15 protein-coding genes, 2 pseudogenes and 1 other annotated feature are annotated in these 17,341 nt (G+C 65.3%); of the genes and pseudogenes, 10 read left to right on the top strand and 7 right to left on the bottom strand.

The window, feature by feature from the left end; translation table 11 throughout:
- Positions 1–109 precede the first annotated feature (109 nt).
- Positions 110–1,189 carry a glutathione S-transferase family protein gene (locus tag CIK81_RS01665; RefSeq protein ID WP_096164423.1) on the bottom strand — a complete coding sequence of 360 codons (1,080 nt, stop codon included), beginning with the start codon at positions 1,187–1,189 and terminating at the stop codon, positions 110–112.
- A gap of 257 nt (positions 1,190–1,446) precedes the next feature.
- On the opposite strand from CIK81_RS01665, the gene CIK81_RS01660 reads away from it, so the two are divergent.
- The 7 genes from CIK81_RS01660 to CIK81_RS01630 all read left to right on the top strand — a co-directional run bounded on the left by CIK81_RS01660 (position 1,447) and on the right by CIK81_RS01630 (position 8,086).
- Complete coding sequence (locus tag CIK81_RS01660; RefSeq protein WP_096164424.1) at positions 1,447–2,184, top strand: metalloregulator ArsR/SmtB family transcription factor; 738 nt, start codon at positions 1,447–1,449, stop codon at positions 2,182–2,184.
- The gene (gene sufB / locus CIK81_RS01655) at positions 2,181–3,608 is read left to right on the top strand and encodes a Fe-S cluster assembly protein SufB (protein ID WP_096164425.1); all 1,428 of its coding nucleotides are present in this window, start codon (positions 2,181–2,183) and stop codon (positions 3,606–3,608) included. Before CIK81_RS01660 ends, sufB begins: the two co-directional genes overlap by 4 nt.
- Positions 3,608–4,918 (top strand): Fe-S cluster assembly protein SufD, encoded by a 1,311-nt coding sequence (sufD, locus tag CIK81_RS01650; RefSeq protein WP_096164426.1) that lies wholly within the window; start codon positions 3,608–3,610, stop codon positions 4,916–4,918. The genes sufB and sufD overlap by 1 nt, the downstream gene beginning before the upstream one ends.
- Complete coding sequence (locus tag CIK81_RS01645) at positions 4,918–5,256, top strand: non-heme iron oxygenase ferredoxin subunit (RefSeq protein WP_096164427.1); 339 nt, start codon at positions 4,918–4,920, stop codon at positions 5,254–5,256. The genes sufD and CIK81_RS01645 overlap by 1 nt, the downstream gene beginning before the upstream one ends.
- A gap of 85 nt (positions 5,257–5,341) precedes the next feature.
- On the top strand, positions 5,342–6,103 hold the full coding sequence (gene sufC / locus CIK81_RS01640) for a Fe-S cluster assembly ATPase SufC (protein ID WP_096164428.1): 762 nt from the start codon (positions 5,342–5,344) through the stop codon (positions 6,101–6,103).
- Positions 6,104–6,189: 86 nt separating this feature from the next.
- Positions 6,190–6,522, top strand: coding sequence for a metal-sulfur cluster assembly factor (locus CIK81_RS01635; protein ID WP_096164429.1), 333 nt, complete (start codon positions 6,190–6,192; stop codon positions 6,520–6,522).
- A gap of 253 nt (positions 6,523–6,775) precedes the next feature.
- Complete coding sequence (locus CIK81_RS01630) at positions 6,776–8,086, top strand: ISL3 family transposase (protein ID WP_096166914.1); 1,311 nt, start codon at positions 6,776–6,778, stop codon at positions 8,084–8,086.
- Here the strand turns inward: CIK81_RS01630 and CIK81_RS17985 are convergent.
- Positions 8,055–8,354 carry a hypothetical protein gene (locus tag CIK81_RS17985; RefSeq protein ID WP_147272334.1) on the bottom strand — a complete coding sequence of 100 codons (300 nt, stop codon included), beginning with the start codon at positions 8,352–8,354 and terminating at the stop codon, positions 8,055–8,057. The genes CIK81_RS01630 and CIK81_RS17985 overlap by 32 nt on opposite strands.
- A gap of 161 nt (positions 8,355–8,515) precedes the next feature.
- Positions 8,516–8,755, bottom strand: a pseudogene (locus tag CIK81_RS01625) (transposase); the annotation flags it as partial.
- Between the two features lie 53 nt (positions 8,756–8,808).
- Here CIK81_RS01625 and CIK81_RS01620 point away from each other — a divergent pair.
- A protein-coding gene (locus CIK81_RS01620; protein ID WP_241963872.1) for an IS3 family transposase occupies positions 8,809–10,055 on the top strand; the annotation gives its coding sequence in 2 pieces (ribosomal slippage) (positions 8,809–9,094 and positions 9,094–10,055; 1,248 coding nt in all).
- Positions 9,087–9,215: a sequence feature (AL1L pseudoknot), on the top strand. It overlaps the preceding gene by 129 nt.
- A 17-nt stretch (positions 10,056–10,072) precedes the next feature.
- Here the strand turns inward: CIK81_RS01620 and CIK81_RS01615 are convergent.
- Positions 10,073–10,372: pseudogene (locus CIK81_RS01615) on the bottom strand (transposase); the annotation flags it as partial.
- Between the two features lie 800 nt (positions 10,373–11,172).
- A complete protein-coding gene (locus CIK81_RS01610) occupies positions 11,173–11,886 on the bottom strand; it encodes an SOS response-associated peptidase (RefSeq protein WP_096166875.1) in 714 nt (237 codons plus the stop codon).
- Between the two features lie 601 nt (positions 11,887–12,487).
- Here CIK81_RS01610 and CIK81_RS01605 point away from each other — a divergent pair.
- The gene (locus CIK81_RS01605; protein ID WP_096196798.1) at positions 12,488–12,901 is read left to right on the top strand and encodes a hypothetical protein; all 414 of its coding nucleotides are present in this window, start codon (positions 12,488–12,490) and stop codon (positions 12,899–12,901) included.
- A gap of 91 nt (positions 12,902–12,992) precedes the next feature.
- Here CIK81_RS01605 and CIK81_RS01600 read toward each other — a convergent pair whose 3' ends face one another.
- Both CIK81_RS01600 and CIK81_RS01595 read right to left on the bottom strand, forming a co-directional pair.
- Positions 12,993–14,318: an ISL3 family transposase gene (locus CIK81_RS01600; protein ID WP_114328941.1), complete on the bottom strand. Its 1,326-nt coding sequence runs from the start codon at positions 14,316–14,318 to the stop codon at positions 12,993–12,995.
- A 147-nt stretch (positions 14,319–14,465) separates the two neighbouring features.
- Positions 14,466–15,686, bottom strand: a complete 1,221-nt coding sequence (locus CIK81_RS01595) for an MFS transporter (protein ID WP_114355299.1) — start codon at positions 15,684–15,686, stop codon at positions 14,466–14,468.
- A 630-nt stretch (positions 15,687–16,316) separates the two neighbouring features.
- Between CIK81_RS01595 and CIK81_RS01590 the strand changes: the two genes are divergently transcribed.
- A protein-coding gene (locus tag CIK81_RS01590; protein WP_096196799.1) for an IS5 family transposase occupies positions 16,317–17,230 on the top strand; the annotation gives its coding sequence in 2 pieces (ribosomal slippage) (positions 16,317–16,694 and positions 16,697–17,230; 912 coding nt in all).
- Positions 17,231–17,341: the final 111 nt, after the last annotated feature.

The following is a 17,341-nucleotide window of genomic DNA, read 5'->3' as shown; positions in this document are numbered from 1 at the left end:
GCAGGAGCGGACCGGGAGCGGACCGGAAGCGGACGCAGGACGCCCCGGGGATGCGACCGTGGCCGGATCCTCGGGGCTCCTCGGGGCGATGTCGTCCTGCTGGGCCGCGTCAGCGGCCGCGGACGTGCAGCGGGGTATGCGCCGGATCGACGACCTCCGCCGCGTACGGGGCCTCAGGTGCGGTGCCGCCCTCACCCCAGGTGTTCGTCGCGAAGCGATCGCGGTCATGGGGGTCCAGGAGCGTGCTCATGTCCGGACCGAGCGGCACCACCTGCGTGGGATTGATGTCCTCGTGCACGTAGTAGTAGTGCCGCTTGATCTGCTGGAGATCGACGGTGTCGCCGAAACCAGGGGTCTGGAACAGATCCTTGGTGTAGTTCCACAGGTGGGGCATCGTCGAGAGCATCTGACGGTTGGCCTTGAAGTGACCGAAGTAGACGGGGTCGAAGCGGATCAGGGTGGGGAAGAGGCGCACATCGGCCTCGGTGATCGACTCGCCCATCAGGTAGCGGCGATCCGAGAGCCTCTCCTCGAGCTCGTCCAGCGCCGCCCACAGCTCGCGGTACTCCTGCTCGTAGCTCTCCTGGTCGCCGGCGAAGCCCACCTTGTACACGGCGTTGTTGATGCGGTGCAGCATCCACTTGTTCAGCGCGTCGATCTCCTCGCGCAGCGGTTCGGGGTAGAGATCCGGCGCACCCTCGCGGTGGAAGGCGGTCCACTCGGTGGCGAAATCCAGGGTGATCTGCTGGAAGTCGTTGGTGACGACCGCCTTCGAGGGCACGTCCACCAGGGCGGGGACCGTGATGCCTCGCGGGTAGTCGGGGAAGCGGGCGAAATAGGCCTGCTGGAGGCGCTCGTAGCCCAGCACCGGATCCACGGCGCCCTCGTCGAGGTCGAAGGTCCAGGAGCGCTTGTCGTGGGTCGGCCCGGGCATGCCCACCGAGATCGCGTCCTCCAGGCCGAGCAGCCGGCGCGAGATCAGCGTGCGGTTCGCCCAGGGACAGGCCCGCGCGGCGATGAGCCGGTATCGGCCCGCTTCGACCGGCCAGCCGTCACGGCCGTCGAGCGTGATGCGGTCGGAGATGTAGTTCATGTCCCGGTCGAAGGGCTTGCCGCGTCGGACGTAGGCGCCCTCGGTGGAGTGCGCTGCGGTGCTGTCGGCGGTGCTCGATGCCTGCTCGGTGCTCATCCGGATCCTTCCGTGAGGTGGTTCGTGACGTGAGGAGGCCACAGTAGTTGAATCTGGTAGTAAATGGAAGGGCGCCTCCTCGGAGGGGCTCCGCCTCGAGCGTCGAACGCCCGCCAGCAGTCGGTCGCGGGAGGCTGAATCTCGACGATTCCGCAGGTAAGGCGACCCTTGGTGCCGCGCGGCACATGACGCCGACCGGTATTAAGCAAGCTTTCTGTTGTAAAATGAATGTGGTCGACGGGAGAGGTGATGTACGGATGACTGCACAGGATCTGGATCCGGCAGTCCCGCAGACGACGCGGGACCGTCTCGTCGAGGCGATCTCCGCGCACGGACCGATCACGGCACGCCAGCTCGCGGAGCGATTCGGGCTCACCAGTGCTGCCGTACGGCGGCACCTGGCGGCGCTCGAGGCCGACGAGATCATCACGGAGCACGAGGTCCCGGTCGCTCATCGCGGTCGGGGACGCCCCAGCAAGGCGTTCGTGCTCTCGAAGTTCGCCCACGAGGACTATCAGGGCGGGTACGACGAGCTCGCGACGATGGCCCTCGAGGAGCTCACGCGGATCGGTGGTGACGGGGCGATCGACCGTCTCGCCGACCGTCGCGTCGCCGATTGGGAGGCGAGGCTGGATCAGCTCGTCTCCGACCGGGAGGCCCAGGGGGAGCGGGTGACGCTGTCGCGCAAGGTGGAGCTGCTTGCTGAGCTCCTGACCTCGCGCGGTTACGCGACCACCGTGCGCCCTCTGCACGTCCCGCTTCCCACCTCGAGTGCGCGAGCGGGATCCGCCCCGCGCACGCTCGTCACGGCGCAGCTGTGCCACGGCCGCTGCCCCGTGCTCGACATCGCCGAGGACCACCCGGAGCTGTGCGAGGCAGAGACCCGCGTCATCTCCCGCATCATCGGAGCCCCCGTCCAGCGCCTGGCCACCTTGGCGCAGGGAGCTCACGCCTGCACGACCCACATTCCGCTCACCGAGGGAAGGACACCATGACGAGCGCACCAGAAAAGCTCACACAGGACGAGATCATCGACTCCATGGGCCAGTACGCCTATGGCTGGCACGACGAGGACTCCGCCGGTGCCAGCGCGCGCCGCGGTCTGTCCGAGGACGTCGTCCGCGACATCTCCGCCCGCAAGGACGAGCCGGAGTGGATGCTCCAGCGTCGCCTCAAGGCTCTGAAGCTGTTCGACAAGAAGCCGATGCCCTCCTGGGGACCGGATCTGTCGGGCATCGACTTCGACCACATCAAGTACTTCGTCCGCTCCACCGAGAAGCAGGCGACCTCGTGGGAGGACCTCCCCGAGGACATCCGCGAGACCTATGACCGGCTCGGCATCCCGGAGGCGGAGAAGCAGCGTCTGGTCGCAGGCGTCGCGGCACAGTACGAGTCCGAGGTCGTCTACCACCAGATCCGTGAGGATCTGGAGGAGCAGGGCGTGCTCTTCCTGGACACGGACACGGCGCTCAAGGAGCACCCGGAGCTGTTCGAGGAGTACTTCGGGACCGTCATCCCCTCGGGTGACAACAAGTTCTCCGCGCTCAACACCGCGGTGTGGTCCGGCGGCTCCTTCGTGTACGTCCCCAAGGGCGTCCACGTGGAGATCCCGCTCCAGGCCTACTTCCGGATCAACACCGAGAACATGGGTCAGTTCGAGCGCACGCTGATCATCGCCGACGAGGGCTCCTACGTGCACTACGTCGAAGGCTGCACCGCCCCGATCTACCAGTCGGACTCGCTGCACTCGGCCGTCGTCGAGATCATCGTGAAGAAGGACGCCCGCGTCCGCTACACGACGATCCAGAACTGGTCGAACAACGTGTACAACCTGGTCACCAAGCGCACGACCGTCGAGCAGGGCGGCGTGATGGAGTGGGTCGACGGCAACATCGGCTCCAAGGTCACCATGAAGTACCCGGCCGTCTGGCTCATGGGCGAGCACGCCCGTGGCGAGACCCTCTCGGTCGCCTTCGCGGGCGAGGGCCAGAACCAGGACACCGGCTCCAAGATGATCCACATGGCGCCGCACACCTCGAGCTCGATCGTCTCCAAGTCGGTCTCCCGCAGCGGCGGTCGCAGCTCGTATCGCGGCCTGGTGCAGGTGATGCCCGGCGCGGAGCACTCCGCCTCGACGGTGCTGTGCGATGCGCTGCTGGTGGACACCATCTCGCGCACCGACACCTATCCCTACGTCGACGTCCGCGTCGACGACGTCCAGATGGGCCACGAGGCCACCGTCTCCAAGGTCTCCGAGGAGCAGCTCTTCTACCTGATGAGCCGCGGCATGGAGGAGACCGAGGCGATGGCCATGATCGTGCGCGGGTTCATCGAGCCCATCGCGCGCGAGCTCCCCATGGAGTACGCCCTCGAACTGAACCGCCTGATCGAGCTGCAGATGGAAGGAGCAGTCGGTTGATGTCGACCACTGACATGAAGGGTCCCGAGAGCACCGGGGACGCCGCCGTGAACGAGGCCGTGGGCCACGCCGCCGGTGCCGCACCGGTCGCCGCGCAGACCACTGTCGACGAGGCGGACGTCCCCGCCGCGCCGGAGCTGGAGGAGGAGAACCTCAGCCTTCCGGGGCAGGAGACCTCCGCCGCGCACGCCGCGCTGAACCGCGGCGCGCGCAAGCGCTCCTTCGAGGTGTCGGACCACGAGGTCCCCAAGAGCCATGTCGAGGAGTGGCGCTTCACCCCGCTGCGCCGCTTCGCGCCCCTGTTCCAGGACGTGGCCACGGACGACTCCGCCGTCGAGTACCAGGTCGAGGTCCCCGAGGGCGCCTCCGAGCCCGGAACGCTCGCGATCGGGCAGGCCCCCCGCGGCACCGTCCTGGTGCCCGAGGACATCGCCAGCGCGATCGCCTCCGCCCGCTCCGAGCAGGCGCTGCACCTCACCGCCGCCAAGAACGGCGCCTACGACGCGCCGTTCCGTATCGACATCGCCGGCCGCGGTGCCGATCGCCGCGGGAACGGGCACATCGTGCTGGAGACCGAGGAGTCCTCCTCGGCGATCTTCGTGCTGAACCACACGGGCTCCGCGCAGTACGCGCAGAACGTGGAGATGATCATCGGCGACAACTCGACGATGACCGTCATCAGCCTGCACGACTGGGACGACGACGCGATCCACATCGCGACCCACCACGCCCGGGTGGGCCGCGACGCCAAGCTCAAGCACGTCGCGGTCACCCTCGGCGGCAGCGCCGTGCGCTTCAACGCGATCGGTGAGTACGGCGGCCCCGGCGGCGAGATCGAGAAGCTCGGCCTGTATTTCTCCGACGAGGACCAGTTCTTCGAGAACCGGCTGTTCGTGGACCACAGCGCCCCCCACTGCACCTCCAACGTCGCCTACAAGGGCGCGCTGCAGGGCAAGAAGGCGCGGTCCGTGTGGGTGGGCGACGTCCTCATCCGCAAGGAGGCCGAGGGCACCAACACCTACGAGCTGAACCGGAACCTGGTGCTCACCGAGGGCGCGCGCGCCGACTCGGTGCCGAACCTGGAGATCGAGACCGGTGAGATCGAGGGCGCAGGACACGCAGCCGCGACGGGTCGATTCGACGACGAGCAGCTGTTCTACCTGCGTGCGCGCGGCATCTCCGAGCTCGAGGCCCGCCGCCTCGTCGTGCGCGGCTTCTTCGCCGAGATCATCCAGCAGATCGATGTCCCCGAGATCCGCGAGCGGCTCTCGGCGTCCATCGAGGACGAGCTCGCACGGAGCATGAACTGATGTCGGACGCCTTCGTCCCCGTCGCCGCCCTGGACGCTCTCGCGCCCGGCGAGGCGATCGACGTCGTCGCCGGCGGCATCGAGATGGCCCTGGTGCGCGACGAGGATGGCGGCGTCCACGCCCTCGAGGACGTCTGCTCGCACGACGAGATCGCGCTGAGCGACGGCGACGTCGAGGGATGCACCATCGAATGCTGGAAGCACGGCAGCCAGTTCGACCTGGTCACGGGTCGTCCCCTGCAGCTGCCGGCCGTCCTCCCCGTACGGGTGTTCCCCGTGCGCATCGACGAGGCCAGCGGGGAGATCCTCGTGGATCCGACCGCGACCCTCGCCACCTGATCACCGCGGCGCCGTCCTTCGGCGCCCGGGCCCGACCTCATATCTATCCGAATCCACCAGTAGCACTGGCCAAGGAGAACACCACATGTCGATCCTGGAGATCAAGAACCTCCACGCCACCGTCGAGACCCCTGAGGGCACCAAGGAGATCCTCAAGGGCGTCGACCTGACGATCAAGTCGGGCGAGACCCACGCGATCATGGGCCCCAACGGCTCGGGCAAGTCCACCCTCGCCTACGCGGTCGCCGGTCACCCGAAGTACCAGATCACCCAGGGCGAGGTCTCGCTCGACGGGGAGGACGTGCTCGAGATGAGCGTCGACGAGCGCGCTCGCGCGGGCCTCTTCCTCGCGATGCAGTACCCCGTCGAGGTCCCCGGCGTCACCGTGTCCAACTTCCTGCGCACCGCGAAGACCGCGATCGACGGCGAGGCGCCGGCACTGCGCACCTGGGTCAAGGACATGAAGGGCGCCATGGGCGACCTGCGCATGGACCCGGCCTTCGCCGAGCGCAACGTCAATGAGGGCTTCTCCGGCGGCGAGAAGAAGCGCCACGAGATCCTCCAGATGCAGCTGCTCAAGCCCGGTATCGCGATCCTCGACGAGACCGACTCCGGCCTCGACGTCGATGCGCTGCGCATCGTCTCCGAGGGTGTCAACCGCGCCAAGGAGTCCACGGAGATCGGCATCATGCTGATCACCCACTACACGCGCATCCTGCAGTACGTGAAGCCGGACTTCGTCCATGTCTTCGTCAACGGTCAGATCGCCGAGCAGGGCGGCCCCGAGCTCGCCGAGCGCCTCGAGAACGAGGGCTACGACCGTTACCTCGTCGGCTCCGGCAGCTGACCACCTCGGTCGCTGCGCCCGGGAGCGCAGCGACCGGCCCCACTGTCGCGGGCCTGCACAGGACCCGCACCTCACCGGGAGGACCCATGACCGACCAGAAGACCCCGTCGGGCACCGTGAGCTCCGAGGACGTCCTCGAGGCGATGAAGGACGTGATCGATCCCGAGCTCGGGATCAACGTCGTCGACCTCGGTCTCATCTACGGCGTCAGCGTGGAGGACGGCAATGCCGTCGTCGACATGACGCTCACCTCGGCCGCCTGCCCGCTGACCGACGTGCTCGAGGACCAGACGTTCGCCGTGCTGGACCCGATCACCGAGTCGCACCGCATCAACTGGGTTTGGATGCCGCCTTGGGGGATGGAGAAGATCACCGAGGACGGCCGCGAGCAGCTGCGCGCGATCGGCTTCAATCTGTGACTGACATCTAGACCACCCCTGGCCTGCAATTGTGCAGGTCAGGGGTGTTTTTTGGCCCCTGAAACGTGCTCTTTGTGGGGTGCCTTTCGTCGTCACTCTTGGGGCAGGTTGGGTGCTGGGACCGGGACTTACGGGGCTCTTCGCAGTTGAGGGGGTAGCTGCGGGGCGTGGGGTGGGCGCGTCGGTGCCGGGATAAACGTCGAGGTCTCCCGATGATGGAAGTTCTCACGCTCGCCATCAGGAAGACCTCGACATGCCCAACGCTACCTTCGGCGACCCCGACCTGACGACCTTCACCCGCCTTGAGGAGCTTGGTCTGGTCGTGGTCGGCCAGAACCTCACGGCCGATCGAGCGGTGCTGGAGTGTCGGGTCGCCGAGGAGGAATCGTGGTGCCGTGCCTGCGGAGGACGGGCGACGTCGCGGGGTTCCATCTCGCGGTCCCTGGCGCATGAGCCGTTCGGCCACCGCCCCACGACGCTTCTGGTGCGAATCCGGCGCTACCGATGTGACCACTGCGGAACCCACTGGCGCGAAGACACCACGGCTGCAGCGGCCGGGCGGGCGAAGCTCTCCCGGGGCGGGACCCGGTGGGCGCTGGAGGCGCTGGTCATCGATCACCTCTCGGTCGCGCGGGTCGCTGCCGGGCTGGGCGTGGCCTGGCACACCGCGAACGACGCCGTCCTGGCCGAGGGGAAGCGCCTGCTGATCGATGACCCGGCCCGCTTCGACGGAGTCCGCGTGATCGGCGTTGATGAGCACGTCTGGCGCCACACCCGCCGCGGCGACAAGTACGTCACCGTGATCATCGATCTCACCTCCGCCAGGGACAAGACCGGGCCGGCGAGGCTGCTGGACATGGTCGAAGGACGCTCCAAGGCGGCATTCAAGGCCTGGCTCGAAGCGCGACCCAAGGCGTGGAAGGACCGCGTCGAGGTCGTCGCGATGGACGGATTCACAGGGTTCAAGACCGCGACGAGCGAGGCCCTGCCCGGCGCGGTCGCGGTCATGGATCCCTTCCACGTCGTCCGCCTCGCCGGGGACGCTCTGGATGACTGCCGGCGGCGGATCCAGCAGAAGCTCCACAAGCGTCGAGGCCGCAAGGACGACCCTCTCTACACGTCCCGCCGCACCCTCCACACCGGGACCAAGCTGCTGACCCAGCGGCAGCGCGAACGCCTCAACGCCCTGTTCGCCCACCACCCTCACGCTGCGGTCGAGGCTACTTGGGAGATCTACCAGGCCATGATCGCCGCCTATCGAGAACCCGACCGGGCCAGAGCCAGATCGAAGATGGAGAAGGTCATCGCGGCCCTCAGGGCGAAGGTCCCAGACACCCTCGTCGAGCTGGGAAAGCTGGGCCGGACGCTGACCAAGCGCGCCGACGACGTCCTGGCGTTCTTCGATCGCCCCGGCACCAGCAACGGGCCGACAGAGGCGATCAACGGACGGCTTGAACACCTCCGCGGCTCCGCCCTCGGCTTCCGAAACCTCACCAACTACGTCGCCCGCAGCCTGCTCGAATCAGGAGGATTCAGAAACCAGCTACACCCTCAGATGCGATGAGCCAGATTGCAGGCTCGTTTCCCGCGATAACAGAAGTCATCTCCCCGGTCGCGCGATCAACGGTGATGGTCTTAGCTTCGTCCGACTCGATGTACGCGTCGAGCTCGGCCCGGGTGTCAATAGAGCTGTCGTCGATCGAGACTTTAATGTCGCCGATCTGTACCGGACCATCTGTCTCGCCCGGCTCGGCCCAGGCAGGGACGGCTGCAAAGCCAGCCACTGTCAAAGTTGCGAGCCAGATCGCCGCATTCCTAATTGTTCGAGACATTTTTCAACCTTTCGTGAAGTACCTCACAATTCGAGGTGTGTTGAATGATGTTACCACGGCCACGCAGCCGTATGGATCTCAAACGCCAGGATTTAGTTTCGTAGTCAGATGGTCGCGGGTGCGGCCAGCTGATCCTTGACGTGAGCACCTGCCTTGGTGGCTCATTGCATGTGACCGTGCAGCAGGGGCCTGAATCCGCCGGTGTCGAGCAGCGATCGGAAGATGTAGTGGGCAAGGTTGCGGAAGCCCAGGGCTGTGCCGCGGAGGTGTTCGAGGCGGCCATTGATCGCTTCGGTGGGACCGTTGCTGGTGCCGGGCCGGTCGATGTAGTCGAGCACGTCCTCGACCCGGCGATTCAGAGTGCGGCCGAGGGTGATGACCTCGATCGGCGAAGCTGGAACATGAATCGCCCCGGGTCTGGTGGAGGCTCTGATTCCACGGGAGGATGAGGAGCATGGCAGCACCGAGGAAGTACCCGGACGAGCTTCGGGAGAGAGCCACGAGGATGGCTGTTCAGGCGCGACTGGATCCATCGACGAGGTCGGGCACGTTCCGTCGTGTGGGCGAGCAGCTCGGGATCAATCCCGAGACTCTGAGGAATTGGGTCGTGCAGGCCGAGGTTGACGAGGGGCACCGTCCCGGGACCACGACTAGCGAGTCCCAACGCCTGGTCGAGCTGGAGAAGGAAGTACGTGAGCTGCGCCGGGCGAACTCGATCCTGAGGTCGGCGTCGGCTTTTTTCGCGGCGGAGCTCGACCGCCCACAGCGTTGATCGTGGAGTACATAGACCAGCACAAGCATGAGTTCGGCGTCGAGCCGATCTGTCGGACGCTAACCGCAGCGGGCACGCAGATCGCGCCGAGCACGTACTACGCGTTCAAGACCCGCCCACCCTCGAGACGGGCAGTGCGCGACGAGGAACTGCTGGTCCAGATCCACCGCGTCCATGCGGCGAACTTCGGCGTCTACGGGGCGAAGAAGGTCCATGCGCAGTTGCGGCGGGAGGGCATCTCGGTGGCGCGCTGCACGGTCGAGCGACTCATGCGCGTCGCGGGGTTGCGAGGGATCAGCCGGGCCAAGGGCCCGCGCACCACGATCTCCGGTCGCGGTCCGGATTCTCGTCCTGACCTTGTCGAACGTGACTTCACGGCGACTGCTCCGAACCAGTTGTGGGTCGCGGACATCACCTACTGCCGAACCTTCGCCGGCTGGGTGTATGCCGCGTTCATCATCGACGTGTTCTCCCGCCGCGTGGTCGGCTGGCAGCTGTCGAAGTCGCTACGAACCGACCTTGCGCTGGACGCGTTGGAGATGGGCATCTGGGCCCGCGATCACGCAGGCCAGTCCGTCACCGGGCTCACGCATCACAGCGATAAGGGCGTTCAATACGTCGCCATCCGCTACACCGAGCGACTTGCCGAGGCCGGCGCGGTCGCCTCGGTCGGCTCCACCGGCGACTCGTATGACAATGCCCTGGCCGAGGCCTTCAACTCGCTGTTCAAGGCCGAACTGGTCCGCAACCGCGGGCCCTGGAAGAACATCGACGACCTCGAGATCGCGACCGCGGAATACATCGACTGGTTCAACCACCGGCGTCTGCACGGCGAGATCGGAATGATCCCGCCCGTCGAGCTCGAGGACACCTACCATCACAACAACCCCGCACCGGCACCCGCCGACGCGGCACTTGCGAGCCTCTAACAAACCCGGGGCGATTCAACATCGCCGGCGAGGTCCTGAATCACTGCGGCAAGTTGCTGCTTCGCGGCAGCGCGATCGGGGTTGAGGTATGCCTCCACGATCAGCTAATAGATGCCCCAGGTAACGTTGACCGCGGCATGCTCGTCGACAGCGAACACGCTGTTCAGACGGTCGCATTGGCGATCGGCGAGAGGGTCCGCACCGGTTCGGAGGACTCGGCGGATCCCGTAAAGGGGATACCCAGATCGACCGCGATGCCCGCAGGTGACCTGCTGGATCCGTTGCCGGCAGCGGTCCAGTGCGTCACCGGCCACGGCCCAAATCCCGTCACCAGCCGCTACACCCTCATCTGCGAAGAGCCTGCAATCTCTGCGCTCACTTCGGTAACGAACAAGTGCACTTCGTCGTCACATGTGTGCACGATTTCGGGTCAGGTTCCGCGCCCGAACTACGGGTTCACTGGAGTTGGAACCAAGACTGGGGCATGGCTGGGACAGGAAGCCTTCCTTACCAAGAGTCACGCAGGCAAAGGATATTATTCCTGGAATGGTTCAACCGTGGCCCTCCCCAAGATTGGCACCAACTCAAGAATCAACCTCGACGGACCTGCTACCTTCGTCAAGGTGACCGTCTATTAGAATCACTCTTTCCATTGCGTTGACGTGAAGCGCCCTGGGTTGCGTTCCGAGTACCACAGAGAAAAAGGAACGAAGCCTAGGGCGCTTCACGTCGTATGCGTAGGACAGCGTGGCCTGGGTGAGTTGCTGCTCGGGCATCCGTGACCGGGATGCCATGTAAATCGGTCGTCATCTGCGCGCGGAGCGAGAAGGTGACGGTCGTCGGTCATGGCTTCGAGGATCCAGGCCGCAGAAGGCATCGAGATCAGGGGTTGAGAAGGTAGCGTTAGACATGTCGAGGTCTTCCAGATGGCGAGCGTCAGAACTTCCATCATCGGGAGGCCTCGACGTCTATTCCCGCACCGACGCGCCCACCCCGTCACCAGCCACTACACCCCCATCTGCGAAGAGCCGGAAAACTCTTAACGGGCGACCTCACGCTGTGTGTGAATAGATCCTACGGGCGGACAGACTTCGCGCCGCGGAGATCTTCGCCGCCATCACTCCAGCTCGATAGGCGCGATCAGAGCTGAATCGCTGCGGTCGAGCGTCCGGACGTTGTTGACGGCGCGATCGACGGGGTGCGTCACCAGCGACGCGGCGACCGTCTCGGAGACATCGCCGAGCACGCCGTGCAGGTGCTCGCGCTCATCCTTCTCGAGCTTCCCGGGCGCGAGCCAGTCGACCATCAGTTCGTCGTCCAAGAACGCCGGCATGCGGTCGTGGACGTCGCCGGCGGCGTCCTTCGCCTCGCGGGTGATGATCGTGAAGGACACGTCCCACTCCCCATCGCTGTTCTGCTCGGCCGTGGTCAGCCCAGCGGCATGCAGCAGCTCGCCACCAGTGGCGTGGACGTAGTAGGGCTGCTTGCCGTCGTCCATCTCGACCCACTCGTAGTAGCCGGTCATCGCCACTACGGCTCGGGAGCTCGCGAAGCCGGCGCGGAACATTCCGTTCGTGTGCGCTGTCTCGAAGCGGGCATTGATGGGCCGCGGACCCTTGTCCTTGGCCCACGCAGGCTTGAAGCCCCAGCGCGCGAACTCGACAGTCCGCTGCAGCTCGCCCTCGTCGTCGACGTGTTCGCGGACCACAGGGGCCTTCGTGCGCGGGGCGACGCTGAACACCGGCTCCCAGTCGAACGCCTTCGCCGGCTGTGCGGCGTAGGCCCGCATCAGCCCCTGAGCATCGACCTCGAGAACATACCGTCCGCACATGATCTGCCTCCCTTGGCATCGTGGGCACGATCGTACTCATCGCCCGCAGCAGTACTCTTCAGCGATCCGCGCGTGAATCCTCTAGTGGGGCCGTGTCGACCGGCATCAATATCCAACGGAACCCGTACTTGACAGGCGATGTCCACTCAGCGGCTTCGGGTGAAAAGAACTCTGCGATGAGGCCGTTGAGGCGCTCGCGAAACTCCAACACTCGGGCAGCCGAGAGTCGCGCACCGCTCTCACCGTCGAACGCAACGGCGTCGGGTCCGAACCTGCCGGCCAACCGGTCGTGGTCCGCGCCTTCGTAGTCATGGACAGATTCGATGGGCAATACCGTGGAGGAGGAAATTGGGTGAGACATTTCCACAACCTACCAACTCGACTCTGTCGTGCACGGGCAGATGTGGGTGCGGAAGGAGCCAGCCTGCTCCGCGCTGGGCTCAACTACTCTGACATCAGCGCATCGCCGTAAGTCCAGACACCTGAGTGAGCATCTGGGGGCCAGCCTCTGAGGCCCGCTCCGCAGGTCACAGTTTTGCGAATCTAGCCGATCGCGCGACTACCTGCGTGATCGCCATATCACCGCGGGAGGTTATCAAGCATGAGCGACGAAGCCCAGACGGAGACGGCCCGAGCCAAGCAGTCCGGGACCGAGCATGACGAGCTGCGAACTCTCCTTGAATCAGGCGAGGCCTCGGACGGCGTTCACACCCACAACGAGCTCTATGACTACCGGATGCTATACAACGCACACGCCGCGAACGGCTGGCACGCCGCCGGTATCCCCGTGGTGAAGTCCTGGCGGCACTCCGACGGCGAGCTCTGCTTCGGAGGCGGCTGGTTCGTTGTCGTGGCCACCCTTTCAACGGGACAGATCAGCAACCATTACGGTCGCGACGCCTGGGGTCTCTTCCAGATTCCCGAAGCCGAAGTCCCACCGAAGTACGACGGCCACACCCCGGCCGAGGTAGTGGACAGACTCCGCCGCGCTCTGGACGTACGTGAAGGGCACTGAGCATCATGACGAACAGTGTCTTCGCCGCGCAGATTTCTCATAGACGGCCTCTTGCCGAGCCCTTCCGCGGACGAGCGCCTTTAGGGGCTCTTCAGAGTTGAGTGTGGGGTGAGGCGTCGAGCCCTCCGGTGATGAGGAGCATTCGAAGGCGGTAGTGCTCGAAGTTGCGGAACCCGCGGGCGATGCGGCGGCCGAGTTCGATGACCCCGTTGACGGCCTCCGTGCCGCCGTTGCTCGCCCCGTCGGTGTCGAAGTAGGCCAAGAACGCTGTCTTCCAGCGGCGTAGCGTCTTGCCGAGCCTGGCGATCTCGGGGATCGGGCAGGACGGCAGCTTCTGGATCAGCTGCTCGGCGAGGCGTCGGCCTTGGGCGGGGGTGGGCTGGTGGAACACGTCGCGGAGGTCTTGGGCGCACTGGTAGGCGACTTCGACCGCGACATGATCGGGGTGGGCAGCGAATGCGCTGGCCAGCCGGTTCTGCTGGCGAGACGTGAGGCGTTCGCGCCCCGCGCGGAGAACATGACGGATGCCGTAGAGAGGGTCGCCCTTGCGGCCTCGGTGGCCGAGCGTCTCCTGCTGGATTCGGCGGCGAACGTCATCGACCGCAGCGCCGGCGAGCTTGACGATGTGGAAGGCGTCCAGCACGCAGGTCGCGTCCTCGAGCTGGTCATCGATCGCGTTCTTGTAACCCTGGAACGGGTCCAGCGTCGCGATCTCGACCCGCTTGCGGAACGCCTCGCCCCGTTCGTCGAGCCAGTCTCGGTAGGCGCTGCCGGACCGGCCGGGGACGAGATCCAACAGCCTGGCGGTGGGGTGCGGACCACGGGTCAGATCGACCATCCCGGTGAGCTCCTTCGGGCCGCGCCGGCGCGGGTCACGGTGGTGCCAGATGTGCTCGTCCACGCCTAGGACCTGCACGCCCTCGAACCTGGACGGATCGCCTGCGGCCTGGGCCAGGACGGGCTGGACCTGGGTCCAGAGCGTGTTCCAGGTGGTCCCGAGCTGCCGGGCCAGACCCTGGATCGTCGCACCCTCGCGCCGGAGCTGACCGACCGCCCACCGGATCGCGCGCGTGCTCAGCAGCCCCCTCGGCGCGCAGACCCGGGGGTCCTGCTCGGCGAACGAGACCACCGCGCAAACGTCCTCGAGGCAGATCCAGCGGCGCTTGCGCCACCGGATCCGCACCGGCCTGCCAGCCCAGGGCGCATCGATCATCTCGACCATCACACGGCCGTGACCAGTCGCGACGACCCCGCAGCCAGGACAGCCCGCGACCGGATCGCAGGACTCCACCTCGAGCAACAGGCCCGATGGAGCCTGCGTCACCGCGACCAGGTGAAGCCCGGGGAAGTCGACCAGGACATCACATCGGTCGCAGCGATCAAGCGCGTCAGGGCATACACAACTATGGTTGAGCATCGTCGAGGTCCTTGAGATCAGCGGGGGTAGAAGTCCGCTCATCATCGAGGACCTCGACGTCTATCCCCAGCTATCCCGCGCCACCGGCGCGCCCACACTCAGCTCTGAAGAGCCCCTTTAGGTGGACGAAGAAGATCTGCTTGGGAATCAAGGGGCCTTCAATCCTCTCTTGTAGGCATCTTCATGAAAAAGTATAGAAGCTCGCGTCGCCGGGATCAGTAGTAGGGCTCCGCTGGCGAGAAGGGGGATTCCCGTCATAATGAGGAATGCCCACCGAACGTCAAGAAGGCTTGCCAGCACACCAACCAAGACAGGGGTGACTACGTACGCGGGCAGTTCGCCCATCTCGAGCATGGTGCGCGCTTCGCCATCGGTTACCCCTGGCTGGGCTGATGCGAGAGTGTTCACCATCGGGCCAAAGAATGCTGTCCCGGCACCCAGTGCGAGGAGTGCTAGCAGGCCTGGGACGAGCTGTCCCGAGCCAACACCTAGGAATAGCGCCAGAGATGTGGCGGCGACAGATGTAAGGACTAGTGCGCGCCATCCAATTCGGTGGCTGATCGTTCCGATGAAGAGAAGGCAGATGGTCTTGGTCGCCATTACTAGTACATAGCCGAGCGACCCCAACTCGGCGTCCCCTCCTGAAGTTCGGGAGAGGTAGATCCCTGCCCACTGGGCTGCTGCACTGTCGATAAAACTGGCGAGAAGGGATAACCCCCCTAGCAGGAGAAGGGGAGTCGTGAAGCGACTGCGTAGTCGCTGGCGTATGGGCCGAGCGCGCGTCGTTGACGTCTCTTCGTCAGGTAGAGCGCGTAGAGAGACCAGGAGAGCAATCGCCAGCATGCTGTTCGTGATTGCGAACTGGTGTGATGGTGCAATGTTATGGCGAATCGCCGCCCAAGAGAGCGCTCCGCCTATCAGCATTCCAATGCTGTATAGCGCGTCGAAGCGGCCGAAGATGATTCGGCCCAGATCTCGCTGATACACGAGGATGAGAGCGCCCGATGTCGTCCCAAGAATTTTTGAAGCGACCATCCACAAGGTGAGTGAGATGACGAGTGCCGGCAGAGTCGGCGACAGCGCTACCAGTGGGCCCATAGCCAGAACGATGCAGGCGGTCACGAGTGTCGTCGTCCGTGTGCTCGTCCGGCCGATCAGCACCACGATTATTCCGAGCCCCACGACTTCACCGGTGGTGGCGATCGTGTTTGCGATACCCCAGCTTGCGTCAGAGGCGTTGAGGGATTCCTTGATCTGGGGTATGCGCCCTACCCAGCTTCCAAGAGGAAAACTCAGAGTGAGGTAAACGATCCCCAGTGAGAATCCGCGGAGGAGCGGAATTTTGCGTGTAGAAGAGCATGCGGGCATAGTGCCTCCTGGTAAACCACGAGGCCGCCCAATGCAGGCGCTCTTGCTTGCGCTGGTATTAGGTTACTCACACGCCTGTGTGTACTGTCAAGCGCTCGACGTGACTCCCGGAACATGCGTGCGAAACGCTCGCTATGTCGGGCCTATGCATCCGTCGACGAGGCGACCACCATCAATGACGCCAGTTTTCAACGCTGCGCCAGCACGATGACTCTCCAGTGGGTTCCACAGGTAGCGAGACGGTCTCACCGTGTAGGGAGGCCCCCAGCGACCCCCGTCCCGCGCGATCGGTAGCGCCCCGCGGCTTACAAACCGAACCCCTTCGGCGTTGAGCGCTCTCAGGCATCCGCACGAGCTGGATCAACGCCTCGCGCTGCGACGGACTGTGGCATCTGCTCAATAGCGCCCAGTCTACCGGGGACCGGAATCGTTCGGTCGAGCAATATTCTCTGGAGCCGACCGGATCACGATCGTGGGATCGTGAAGTATGGCAACCACCCAGATTCCGGAGCGCCCCGAGGAGATCTCCGACGGTGCCGTGGTCTTGAGGCCGTGGCGCGAGGAAGATGTCGCCACTCAGCTAGGGCGTGTCTCCTATATGTGAGGCTGTGTTCGGGGGATGCTCGATAGATGAGCACTTCCGCGCCGCCTCGTCAGCACGTCCTGTCCGATGAGCAGTGGGAACGCATCGAGCCGTTGCTGCCGTCGAACGCGGGCCGAAAGGGCCACCCGTTTCGCCACAACCGGATGATCGTCGAGGGCATCGTCTACCGGTATCGAACGGGCATTCCGTGGCGGGACCTGCCCCGGGAGTGGTTCGGCCCGTGGCAGACAGTGTGGAAGCGCCACTATCTCTACGCCCGACTCGGAGTGTGGGACCGAATCCATGACGAGCTGATGGCCGAGGCCGACGCGCGAGGGGACATCGACTGGACGGTTTCGGTGGACGCGACGGTCACCCGTGCCCATCAGCACGGCACCAATACCACCCGCCCCGACCAGCCCACAGGGGGGCCAGAGCGAATCACAGGAAGCCGGTCGCGGGCGAGCCTGAGGGGCATGCAGTTGGCAGGTCACGCGGCGGGCTGAGCAGCAAGGTCCATGCCGCTGTCGATGGCCGTGGGATGCCGCTGGCGATAGTGCTCACCGGCGGTCAGCGCAACGACGGGGCCATGCTCGCCAGCGTCCTCGACGAGATCAGAGTCCCCCGCTGCGGCCCTGGACGGCCGCGGGTCCGGCCAAACGCGGTGGTCGGCGATAAGGCCTACTCCTCGGGCAAGACCCGACGAATGCTCACCGCCCGGGGTGTGAAGGCGGTGATCCCGCAGAAATCCGATGAGATCGCCGCCCGCCAGCGCAAAGGCTCCCGCGGAGGACGCCCGCCAAGCCTGGACAAGACCGCCTACGCCGGCCGCAACGTCGTCGAACGCCGGTTCGGCCTAGCCAAGCAGTGGCGCGGGATCGCCACCCGCTACGACAAACACGCCATCACCTACCGAGCCGGCGTCGTCCTCTGCGCCGTCATCGCCTGGCTACGAAAATAAGAGACACGACCTAGCTGTTGCGGGTCATGACGTTGTAGTCACGGATCGGGGATGAAGGAACGGGTCCCTGACCGGCACGATGGGTGGTGCTGAAGCCATTCATCTGCTGGA

Source organism: Brachybacterium sp. JB7, assembly GCF_003335205.1.
GTDB lineage: Bacteria > Actinomycetota > Actinomycetes > Actinomycetales > Dermabacteraceae > Brachybacterium > Brachybacterium alimentarium.
Note: the sequence above shows the minus strand (reverse complement) of the source record. Positions and strands in the feature narration are given on the sequence as shown.

Excerpts from the sequence above, each read along its gene's own strand:
- CIK81_RS01645 (WP_096164427.1), top strand. The coding sequence starts at position 4,918 with ATGTCGGACGCCTTCGTCCCCGTCGCCGCCCTGGACGCTCTCGCGCCC.
- sufC (WP_096164428.1), top strand. The coding sequence starts at position 5,342 with ATGTCGATCCTGGAGATCAAGAACCTCCACGCCACCGTCGAGACCCCT.
- CIK81_RS01660 (WP_096164424.1), top strand. The coding sequence starts at position 1,447 with ATGACTGCACAGGATCTGGATCCGGCAGTCCCGCAGACGACGCGGGAC.
- CIK81_RS01605 (WP_096196798.1), top strand. The coding sequence starts at position 12,488 with ATGAGCGACGAAGCCCAGACGGAGACGGCCCGAGCCAAGCAGTCCGGG.
- sufD (WP_096164426.1), top strand. The coding sequence starts at position 3,608 with ATGTCGACCACTGACATGAAGGGTCCCGAGAGCACCGGGGACGCCGCC.
- CIK81_RS01600 (WP_114328941.1), bottom strand. The coding sequence starts at position 14,318 with ATGCTCAACCATAGTTGTGTATGCCCTGACGCGCTTGATCGCTGCGAC.
- CIK81_RS01635 (WP_096164429.1), top strand. The coding sequence starts at position 6,190 with ATGACCGACCAGAAGACCCCGTCGGGCACCGTGAGCTCCGAGGACGTC.
- sufB (WP_096164425.1), top strand. The coding sequence starts at position 2,181 with ATGACGAGCGCACCAGAAAAGCTCACACAGGACGAGATCATCGACTCC.
- CIK81_RS01595 (WP_114355299.1), bottom strand. The coding sequence starts at position 15,686 with ATGCCCGCATGCTCTTCTACACGCAAAATTCCGCTCCTCCGCGGATTC.
- CIK81_RS17985 (WP_147272334.1), bottom strand. The coding sequence starts at position 8,354 with ATGTCTCGAACAATTAGGAATGCGGCGATCTGGCTCGCAACTTTGACA.
- CIK81_RS01665 (WP_096164423.1), bottom strand. The coding sequence starts at position 1,189 with ATGAGCACCGAGCAGGCATCGAGCACCGCCGACAGCACCGCAGCGCAC.
- CIK81_RS01610 (WP_096166875.1), bottom strand. The coding sequence starts at position 11,886 with ATGTGCGGACGGTATGTTCTCGAGGTCGATGCTCAGGGGCTGATGCGG.
- CIK81_RS01630 (WP_096166914.1), top strand. The coding sequence starts at position 6,776 with ATGCCCAACGCTACCTTCGGCGACCCCGACCTGACGACCTTCACCCGC.